The organism is Streptomyces sp. NPDC026062, assembly GCF_055568375.1.
Map to the genome: position 1 here is coordinate 90,895 of NZ_JBVHOQ010000033.1, position 10,149 is coordinate 101,043.

General features: G+C 70.3%; 7 protein-coding genes. 6 read left to right on the forward strand and 1 reads right to left on the reverse strand.

All coding sequences use genetic code 11. The annotated features are described in order from the left end of the window. Positions 1-45: 45 nt before the first annotated feature. On the forward strand, positions 46-1,293 hold the full coding sequence (locus ACZ4LX_RS27205; protein WP_467649718.1) for a sensor histidine kinase: 1,248 nt from the start codon (positions 46-48) through the stop codon (positions 1,291-1,293). 16 nt (positions 1,294-1,309) lie between these two features. On the opposite strand, the gene ACZ4LX_RS27210 is transcribed toward ACZ4LX_RS27205, so the two are convergent. Then, complete coding sequence (locus ACZ4LX_RS27210; RefSeq protein ID WP_467649719.1) at positions 1,310-2,113, reverse strand: class I SAM-dependent methyltransferase; 804 nt, start codon at positions 2,111-2,113, stop codon at positions 1,310-1,312. Between the two features lie 542 nt (positions 2,114-2,655). On the opposite strand from ACZ4LX_RS27210, the gene ACZ4LX_RS27215 reads away from it, so the two are divergent. The 5 genes from ACZ4LX_RS27215 (at position 2,656) to ACZ4LX_RS27235 (ending at position 9,994) form a co-directional block, all read left to right on the forward strand. Further along, complete coding sequence (locus tag ACZ4LX_RS27215; RefSeq protein WP_467649720.1) at positions 2,656-3,459, forward strand: alpha/beta fold hydrolase; 804 nt, start codon at positions 2,656-2,658, stop codon at positions 3,457-3,459. A gap of 73 nt (positions 3,460-3,532) precedes the next feature. Beyond that, a complete protein-coding gene (locus ACZ4LX_RS27220) occupies positions 3,533-5,443 on the forward strand; it encodes an ABC transporter ATP-binding protein (protein WP_467649721.1) in 1,911 nt (636 codons plus the stop codon). Between the two features lie 155 nt (positions 5,444-5,598). After that, complete coding sequence (locus tag ACZ4LX_RS27225) at positions 5,599-6,306, forward strand: ABC transporter ATP-binding protein (RefSeq protein WP_467649722.1); 708 nt, start codon at positions 5,599-5,601, stop codon at positions 6,304-6,306. Continuing rightward, complete coding sequence (locus ACZ4LX_RS27230; RefSeq protein ID WP_467649723.1) at positions 6,303-8,636, forward strand: ABC transporter permease; 2,334 nt, start codon at positions 6,303-6,305, stop codon at positions 8,634-8,636. The genes ACZ4LX_RS27225 and ACZ4LX_RS27230 overlap by 4 nt, the downstream gene beginning before the upstream one ends. 293 nt (positions 8,637-8,929) lie before the next feature. Next, entirely contained in the window at positions 8,930-9,994 is a 1,065-nt protein-coding gene (locus ACZ4LX_RS27235; RefSeq protein WP_467649724.1) for a threonine ammonia-lyase, read from the forward strand. Positions 9,995-10,149 lie beyond the last annotated feature (155 nt).

The window sequence follows — 10,149 nt, forward strand, 5'->3', positions numbered from 1 at the left end:
GAACAGAGCGGTGTATCAGCTTCCGTCTGCCGTCACAATGTTCGGATGGAAGAGGGAGCGAACGACGCGAAGACCCGGTGGATCCTGTCCGTGCGCAAGGTGCTTCGCGCCGAGGGGCGTCCCGACGCACGGGCACTGCTGGTGGACACCCTGCTCGCGGTCGCACTGGCCGTCGTCGGGATCATCGCCAGCTGGAAGTTCCAGCCTGTCGACTACATGCCCGGCGTGAACCCGCAGGACGCGCCGACGCACGTACCGAGGGGCGGGCGTCCGCACTACTGGCTCATCGCGGTCAATCCGCTGCCGCTGGCCCTCCGGCGCCGGTACCCGCTGCCCGCCTTCTGGGCCGCGGTGGGCCTCTGTCTTCTGCTGGGCAGCCAGGCCACCTGGATCACCCTCGCGGTCTGCGCCCTGGCCGCCTACAGCGCGATCGGTCACAGCCGTCGACGTGTGCTCGCGTCGGCGAGCCTGGTGATCGCCGCGGCGCTGAGCGGCTTTGCCTTCCACGGTGCCGTGCCGGAGCTGCCGGGCTGGTCCGCCGCCTTCGTGATCATGCTGCTCGCCGCAGTCGTCGCCGCCACCGTGCGGCACTGGCAGGACCAGTTCAGGGCCAGCCAACGGCATGTGGCCGCCCTCCAGACGGAGAAGCAGGAGGCTGCCCGCAAGGCCGTGGCGGAGGAGCGCGCCCGCATCACCGCCGAACTCCACGACGTCGTGTCGCACAACGTGAGTGTGATGGTGATCCAGGCGGGCGCGGCGCACCGGGTCCTCGACGTGGCCCCGGAGGAGGCCCGGAAGGCGCTGCACGCGGTGGAGGCCAGCGGGCGGGCCGCGATGGCCGAACTCCGCGCTGTCATGAGCCTTTTCGCCGCCCCCCTCGGCTCCGTCGAAGGGTTGCAACCACAACCGGGCCTCGATCAGCTCGAGACCCTGGTCGACGGGGTACGGGCGACCGGAATGCCGGTGGACCTCAAGATGTCGTTGCCGCCCGAACCGTTGCCACCCGGCATCGAGCTCGCCGCGTACCGGGTGGTTCAGGAGGCCCTGACCAACTCGCTCAAGCACGCGGCCGGAGCAAGCGCCTCGGTCGTACTGCGCCATGACGAGGAATGGCTGGAAATCGAGGTCACCGATACCGGTGGCACCCGCACGGAACAGGCGAGCTCCGGCAACGGCAGGGGCCTGATAGGACTGCGGGAAAGGCTGGCCGCGTACGGGGGTTCCCTTGAGGCACGCCACCGGTTCGGAGGCGGCTTCGTGAACCAGGCCCGGCTCCCGTGGCGGTCGACGTGACCGGCGTGAGCCGGCGCTACTCCCGCAGGAACCGGGTCGGCTCCGCGCGGAAGAGGTAAGTGCAGCAGTCTTCCGTGACCGCGACGGTGTGCCGCCAGTCCCCCGCGCTCCAGCGGTACATGCGGTAACCCAGGGTGTTGGTCAGGCCGTGCACGAGGGAACCGCGGTCGAGACCTGGCCAGCCGCAGATCCGCACCAGCAGGACGGGGCGGTCGCGCAACAGCAGTTTGAAGGCTCCGGCGAGCACCCGGCTCCCGGCCTTCCCGGTGTTCCCGGCATCGAGCTTGACCATGAGGAAGTCGACCCGTTCCAGACCCAGCCACAGGGCCATGCCGTCCAGCGTCTGCATCGGTGCGGAGGCGGAATGCTGCTCCGCACCGGCGGGCGGTGGTGTGTCCGGTACGACGGACAGCCGACAGGCGGCCTGCGCAGACGTCCGGCAGCTGGAGTCCGCGGCGCACCGGTGAGCGATCTCGCCCACGGCGTGGTGCACCGATACGTTCCTGTGCCTCAGCAGGGCGGCCACCACGGTCGGCCACCGAGGCGGGCGTGCCAGTGGCTCGACGTGATGCACCCACCCTGTCGGCCCCGCGAGGATGGACATGACCACGCTGTACATGGCACCGGCAGCGGCGAAGTTCACGCACACCGCGCCGGGTGCCACCGCCGAGCGCAGCACGGGCAGTCGGGCCTGTGCCCCCGGCAGCCATCGAGCCGCCCAGAGCAGCAGCCGGGTCACGGAGGTTGCGCAGACACCCGAGCGGCGGGGGCCTTCCCTCGTGAACCGGGCGCGCCCGCTGGACGGAGAGTCAGAGTTCATCCGCGACCTTTCTGGCGAGGCGTTGAACCAGGTGGGAGGGGGAAACGGCAACGGTGGCCGGGAGGGTCGCGCGCTGTTCCGCCGCACCCCGTCCGGGTACAAAGGTTGCTGCATACCGAGAGCGGGCGAGGCCGTCGGCCGGGCTCGCAGGATCTGCTGCAGCGCCACGCCCTGTCGGCAGGCCACCCCCTGGAAATGTTCGATGCGCCATCATTCCAGCATCCACGGCTCTGCGTGGAAGTTCGCACCGGAATGGCGGGATTGCCGCCCTCCCCCTGCCCCGTCCTCAGCCCGAGGGCCTCCGCGCGCCGGGCGCGGTTCGTTCAAGTGCGCGGAGTCATCAGTTGAACGTCGGGGTATCGACCAGACGATCGACCGGATGGTACTGATCACGTTGTAATTCCACGTTCCGCGCGTACCGCGTCGAACCGCCCGGGGCGCAGCAGCGGGCCGCACACCCCGTCACGGACAGGTCCACCTCTGCCCGTCGGTCTGCGCTCCGCGCACTTCCGTCAACGGCAGTGAAACGAGTCGGGGAAGCCATGCCTTTCGTGAACACCAATGGGATCCGCCTGGCCTACGAGCGCCAGGGCCAGGGGGAACCCGTCCTCCTCATCATGGGCTCGGGAGCCGCGGGCCGCGTCTGGACCATGCACCAGACACCGGCGTTGAACGCGGCCGGCTACGAGACGATCACGTTCGACAACCGGGGTATCGGGGAATCCGACGCCCCACCCGGCGTGTACACGCTCGACGAGCTGGTCGCCGACACGGTCGGCCTGATGGAGGCCCTGAGCCTCGGCCCGTGCCACGTGGTCGGCACCTCGATGGGGGCGATGATCGCACAGGAACTGGCGCTCAGCCACGGCGAACTGGTGCGATCCGCGGTTCTGATGTCCACCAGGGCGAGGGCGGACGCGCTGCGCCGCGCGCAGTCCGCGGCTGATCGCGCGCTGCGTGAGAGCGGCCTGACACTGCCCCCGTCGTACACGGCGCTCCGGACGGTCCTGGAGATGATGTCGCCGACGACCCTCAACGACGAGGCCGCCGTCACCACCTGGCTGGAGATCTTCGAGCTGTCCGGGGACAACGGACGGGCCTCCGGCCAGGACTCGGTCTCCGAGTCGCTCGGCGACCGCCGGCAGGCCCTGCGCGGAGTCACGGTGCCGTGCCGTGTCATCTCCTTCTCCGACGACCTCATCTGCCCGCCGCACCTGGCCGGCGAGGTGGCCGACGCGATCCCCGGCTGCGATCTGGTGGACATCCCGGGGTGCGGGCACCTCGGCTACCTCGAGCGTCCGGAGGCGGTCAACGCGGCCATCGTCGAATTCCTCGGCAAGTACTGATCCGTCGACATGTACCGACCCGTCGGGCGACGTCTCCGTCGAACGACGGGACACGACAGTGAGGCAGGTTTCCGTGACCAAGGTCAGACCGGCGGGTCTGCGGTTCGACGACGACTCGATCACGCGGCAGAGGGTCCGGGCCGGCACCGTCCGGCGGATCCTCCCGTACGCCAAACGCTACCGCGGGGCGCTGGTCCTGCTCCTCCTGACGACGGTCGCCACCGCCGTCGTCGCTGCCGCCGGCCCGCTGATCCTCAAGATGGTCATCGATGACGGCATCATGCCCCGCCGGCTCGGAGTCGTGGTCGGGCTGTGCCTGACCATCGCGGGGCTGACCCTGGTGGACGCCGTGGCCCTGTACGTGCAGACCTGGTGTTCTGGCCGGATCGGTGAGGGGCTCGTCTACGACCTGCGGACCAAGGTGTTCGCACACGTGCAGCAGCAGTCGCTGGCGTTCTTCACACGGGCGCAGACCGGCGCACTGGTCAGCCGCCTCAACGCCGACGTCATCGGGGCACGGCAGGCGGTGACGACGCTCCTGACCAACGCGGTCACGACCGTCCTGACACTGGTCCTCGTCCTCGGCGCGATGTTCTACCTGTCGTGGCAGATCACGGTTGCCGCGCTGGTGATGATTCCGCTGTTCCTGCTGCCGGCGCGGATGATCGCCGGCAGGCTGCAGCGGCTCACCCGGGAGACGATGCAACTCGACGCCGAGATGAGCTCGATGATGAGCGAGCGCTTCAACGTCTCCGGTGCCATGCTCGCCAAGCTCTACGGCCGCGTGGACGACGAGAACAGCCGTTTCGCGGCACTCGCGGGCCGGGTGCGCGACGTCGCCGTCGGCGGTGTGGTGTACGGCCGGCTGCTCTTCATCATCGTCACGGTCCTCACTTCGCTCACCACGGCCCTGGTGTACGGACTGGGCGGCGCCCTCACCATCGACGGAGTCCTGCCGATCGGCACGCTCGTCGCCATGGTCACCCTGCTGATGCGGCTCTACGGACCGGTCAACCAGCTGTCCAGCCTGCAGGTCACCGCGATGAACGCCCTGGTCAGCTTCGACCGGGTGTTCGAGATCCTGGATCTCGAACCGTCGGTTTCGCAACGCCCCGACTCCCGCACGCTGGCCGTGTCGGGCCCCGGCCACAAGGCGCCGGACATCGTGTTCGACCGGGTCACCTTCCGGTACCCCACTGCCGAGGAGGTCTCGCTCGCCTCCCTGGAGTCGGTGGGCACGCGCGTGCCGGAACGAGGCAGCGAGGAGCCGGCGTTGCACGAGCTGACGTTCCGTGCGCCCGCGGGCCGGATGACCGCGCTCGTCGGGCCGTCCGGCGCCGGCAAGACCACACTCATCAACCTCGTGCCGCGCCTTTACGACCCGACCTCGGGCACCATCCGGATCGGCGGGCACGACATCGGCGAGCTGACCCTGCAGTCGCTGCGCGACACGGTCGGTGTGGTGCCCCAGGACGCCCATCTCTTCCACGACACGCTGCGGGCCAATCTGACCTACGCGCGGCCCGACGCCGGCGAGCAGGAACTGATCGACGCCTGCGTGGCCGCGCGTGTCTGGGACACCGTCAGCAGCTTGCCCAACGGCCTCGACACAGTGGTCGGTGACCGCGGCCACCGCCTCTCCGGCGGCGAGAAGCAGCGGATATCCCTGGCCCGGCTGCTGCTGAAGGCCCCGCCCGTGGTGGTCCTCGACGAAGCGACCGCCCACCTCGACTCGGAGTCCGAGGCGGCGATCCAGCGCGCTCTGCGGACCGCCCTGGCCGGCCGGACCTCGCTGGTGATCGCGCACCGGCTGTCCACCATCCGCGAAGCGGACCAGATCATCGTCCTCGAGTCCGGACGGATACGGGAGAGCGGCACCCACGAGGAGCTGCTCGCCGCCGAGGGGCTCTACGCCGACCTGTACCGCACCCAGTTCGCGCAGCAGGCCCCGGACGACGCCGACGTCCCCGCCGAGATGCGCTGAGCTCCGGCCACCGTCGCCGAACGGCCCCGCCCGAGGGACAGACCCCGGGCGGGGCCGTTCCTGTCTGCCGGACGTACATCGCAAGGATGACGGCTGGGCCGAATTACTTCTCGGGACCGACGTCCGCCCGCCGGCGCACCGCCTACGGTCGCCTCATGACCACTGAGAGAGGCTCTGACCAGGTCGCCGTACGGCTCGACGGTGTGCGCAAGGAGTACGGGCAGTCCGTCGCTCTCGACGGCGTCTCGATGGAAATCCGGGAGGGCGAGGCGGTCGCGGTCATGGGACCGTCGGGCTGCGGAAAGTCCACCCTGCTGAACATGATCGCGGGTCTCGACCGCCCCACCGCGGGGTCGGTCAACGTCCACGGCGAAGAACTGGGCAGCCTCAACGAGACAGGTCTGGCTCTGTACCGGCGTCGGCGGATCGGCATGGTCTTCCAGTTCTTCAACCTGCTCGACGACCTGACGGCGCTGGACAACGTGGCGCTCGCCGGGCAGCTCTCCGGCACCTCGGCCCGACAGTCCCGCAAGCGTGCGCTCGACCTCCTCGGCGAACTCGGTGTCGCGGACCAGCGGAAGAACTATCCGGCGACGCTCAGCGGCGGCCAGCGACAGCGCGTCGCGGTGGCCCGGGCGCTGATGAACAAGCCGTCCCTGCTGCTGGCGGACGAACCGACCGGCGCTCTGGACAGCAGCAGCGGTGAGCAGGTGATGAACCTGCTGCTCGACCTCAACCGGATCGGTCAGACGCTGCTCATCGTCACGCACGACCCGCGCCTCGCCGAACGTTGCGCGACCCGTCTGATCGAGTTCGAGGACGGCCGGATCGCCCGCGAGAAGATCCTGGAGCGGGCCGCATGAGCGCCGTATGGCATGCCGCACGGGCCGCCGTCCGGCGTCGTCGGCTCCAGACGCTCGTCATCGGCCTGGTCGTTCTGCTGTCCACCGCGACGATGGTCATCGCGACGGGACTCCTCGACTCCGCCAGCCGCCCTTTCGACCGGGCTTTCGGGAAGCAGCAGGGGGCCCACGCCGTCGCCGCGTTCGATCCCGCCGAGGTCTCGGCGCAGCGGCTCGCCGCGACCGCCGAGCGGCCAGGTGTCGAGGCCTCCGCCGGCCCCTTCGGCCAGACCTCGGTGAGCATCGCTCCGGGCAGTGCCGCCTTCCTGTCCGGCCCGCTCACGGTGGTGGGCCGGGCGGACGCGGGCGGCCCCGTGGACAAGGTGAACGTGTGGAGCGGCCGCTGGGCTGAACAGCCCGGCGAGATCGTGGTGAACCAGACCCCGCCCGCGAACGGCAGCGCACCGCCGTTCCCGGCGGACGCCAAGGTGGTGACCCCGGACGGCACGAAGCTCACCATCGTCGGCTATGCCCACACCCTGAGCCGCACCGCCGACGCCTGGGTCACGCCCGAGCAGATGACGGCGCTGCACCCGACGGCCCAGCAGATGCTGTACCGGTTCTCGTCGGCGGCCACGAAGGCCGACGTCGAGCGGAGCGTGGAGAAGGCCACGGAGGGACTGCCGAAGGGCTCGCTGGTCGCCACGCAGTCGTATCTCACGATCAAGGAGGACGTGGCCTCGGGTCCCGGTGTCTACGTCCCGTTCCTGATGGTCTTCGGCATCCTCGGCCTCATCGTCGCCGTCGTGATCGTCTCCAACGTCATCAGCGGTGCCGTCGTCTCCGGCTTCCGGCACATCGGAGTGCTCAAGTCGCTGGGATTCACGCCACGTCAGGTGGTCGGGATCTATCTGCTCATGGTCTCCTTCCCCGCGCTGATCGGCTGCGTGCTGGGCACCGTCGGCGGTGTCCTCGCGACCGATCCGCTGCTCACCAACGCCTTCCAGGGCACCGGCATGGACCTCAGCGGCGTCGCGATCAGCTGGTGGGTGCCGGTCGCCGCCCTGGTCGGCATGCCGCTTCTCGCCGTCCTGGCCGCGGCCGTCCCGGCGATGCGGGCCCACCGGCTGTCCGCAGCCGAGGCGATCAGCGCGGGCAGTGCTCCGCGCCGGGGCCGCGGACTCGGGATCCAGCGCCGTCTGAGCAGCAGTCCCCTGCCTCGATCGGTGAGCCTCGGCCTGGGGCAGCCCTTCACCCGTCCGGCCCGGACGGTGATGACGCTGGTCGCGGTACTCCTCGGGGCGACCACCACGGCCTTCGCGACCGGTCTGGCCAGTACGGTCACCGAGTTCGGGCAGGCCAAGAGCCCGGCCTCCTCGGCCCAGCTCGTCGTCCAGCCGGGCCAGCCGCAGTTCGGCGAGAAGGCCCCCAAGTTGGACGACGCGCAGACGGAGAAGGCGCTGCGGTCCCTTCAGGGCGCCAAGAGCGTGACGGTCCGCGCGCACGTCCCGGTCTCCATCACGGGGTCCAAGAAGGCCGTCGCCGAGTTCTGGCGCGGGGACACCTCCGCGCTGGACTTCAAGGACCAGATCGTCACGGGGCATCAGATCGAGGCTCCGGGACAGGTCGCCGCGTCGACGGCCTTCCTTCGCGAGCGGGGGCTGCACGTCGGTGACCGGCTGACCATGGAGGTGGGCGGCAAGCCTGTCCGTGCCACGATCGTCGCCTCACTGATGAGCAACGGCGATCTGCTCTACGCGGACTGGCGGGCGCTGTCCGCCCTCGACCTGGACGCCACGCAGCTCAACTCCCGCTTCCAGTACCTGGTGCAGGTGTCCCCCGGCACGAGCGTCGCCGAGTACGTCGATGCGGTGCGGTCGACGGACCCGGGCCTCTACACCCGCCCGACGGACAGCTCCTCCGGCTTCACCAGGGCCGTCATCGGTCTGTCGGTGGTCCTCGCACTGATGCTGGCGACGGTGGCGGGCCTCGGTGTGTTCAACACGGTCGTGCTCAACACCCGTGAGCGCCGCCGTGACCTGGCCACCCTTCAGTCCCTGGGCATGACACCTCGTCAGGTGGTCGGCATGACGGTGACGTCGATGACGGCGCTCGGGGTGATCGGCGGAGTGCTCGGGCTGGTCCTGGGCGTGCTCGCCCACCGCCTGATCATGCCGATCGCCAGTGAGGCGGCGAAGGTGGAACTGCCGGCACGCATGCTGGACGTGTGGCAGGCGCCGGTTCTGTTGCTCCTCAGCCTCGTCGGCGTGGTGATCACGGTTCTGGGCGCTTACTTCCCGGCGCGTACGACGACCCGTATGGCCACCGCGGAGGCGCTGCGCAGCGAATGACGGGCAGGATTTCCTACATCCCCCGGGGAAAACCTGCGACCACGGATGCCGACCACCGTTCCGGTGGTCGGCATCCGCGTACTCACCGCGATAAATCAGCACTTCTTCCCAGCCAAAAGCAAGTATGCGAGCATGACGCCCAGATCTGCCCTCGACAGGGTTTTGCGAAAAGCCGCGTCGCTGTTTCCACAGAGCCGCATCGGTTCTTTTTTGCAGCCCACTCGTGCCGGCAATGCAGTCCGGCTCTTCCGGCATCGCCGCGGCACCGAATTTCTAGCAATCATGGGGAGTTCATGGGCATCGGTCATGCGCGAGAGCACACATACGGACACAGCGGGACGAGCGGGCCGGACGGCGCCGAGGAGGGCGCGCGCCTGGACCGTGCGGCCGTCGAGCGGGCCGGACGACGCCTGGCCGACCGGGTATGGCGGACCCCCGTGCTGCGTTGCGAGCCGTTGGACACCCGGTGCGGCGCACGGCTGTGGCTGAAGGCGGAGAATCTTCAGCGCGGGGGTTCGTTCAAGGTCCGTGGGGCGCTCCTGGCGGTGGAGCACCTTGCCATGTCCGGCAGCCGCGGGGTGATCGCGCAGAGTACCGGCAACCACGCGATCGCGGTCGCGCTCGCCGCCCGGACGTACGGTCTCCCGGCCGTCGTGGTCCTGCCCACCGACGCCCCACCGGCCAAGATCCACCGGATCCGGGAGGCCGGTGCCGAGGTGGTGACGGCGGGCACCCTGCTCGCCGACCGGGTGGCCGCCGTGTCCGACCTGCGCGGGACACTGGGCTACGACGTCATCGACCCCTACCAGAACCCTCACGTCGTCGCCGGCCAGGGGACCGCCACGGCCGAACTCCTCGATCAGGCCGCGGAGCAGGGCGCGCGCCTGGACGCGGTGGTCGTCCCGGTCGGCGGCGGCAGTGCGATCGCCGGTGCCTGTCTCACGGCCGAGGGGCGCGAGGTCGCCGTGGTCGGGGCCGAACCGCAGGCCGTGCCGGCACTCACCACGGCGCTGCGCGCGGACCGTCCGGTGACCGTGACCGCCGGGTACACCATCGCCGACGGACTTCGCCCCGACCGCATCGGTGCCTTGCCCTTCACCATTGCCCGAGGGGCGGTGGCCGCGGTCGAGACGGTGTCGGAGGAAGCCATCGCCGAAGCGATGCGCGCCGCATTCCTGCACGCCCGGCTGGTCATCGAGCCCGCGGCGGCCGCGGCGCTCGCCGCCGCCCTGGAGCACGCGTCCCGCCTCGGCACAGACGTCGGCGTGCTGCTCAGCGGTGGGAACGTCGAGCCGAGTCTGGCTGCCGCGCTGCTGACCGGCCAGGAGGTCTCCGCCCCGGACACCGCTGCGGTCTGAGGAGGCGCGCAGCGGCTGAGGACGGCGGGCGGCACGAACGGCGGGCCGGGGGGCGGGGCCACCTGAAGGGGGGGTTGCGGGGCGCCCGCGGGGGCGGGTGGCCCCGCGGGGGGGGGGCGGGGGGGGGCCCCGCGCCCCCGGCCGCCAGCTCCGAC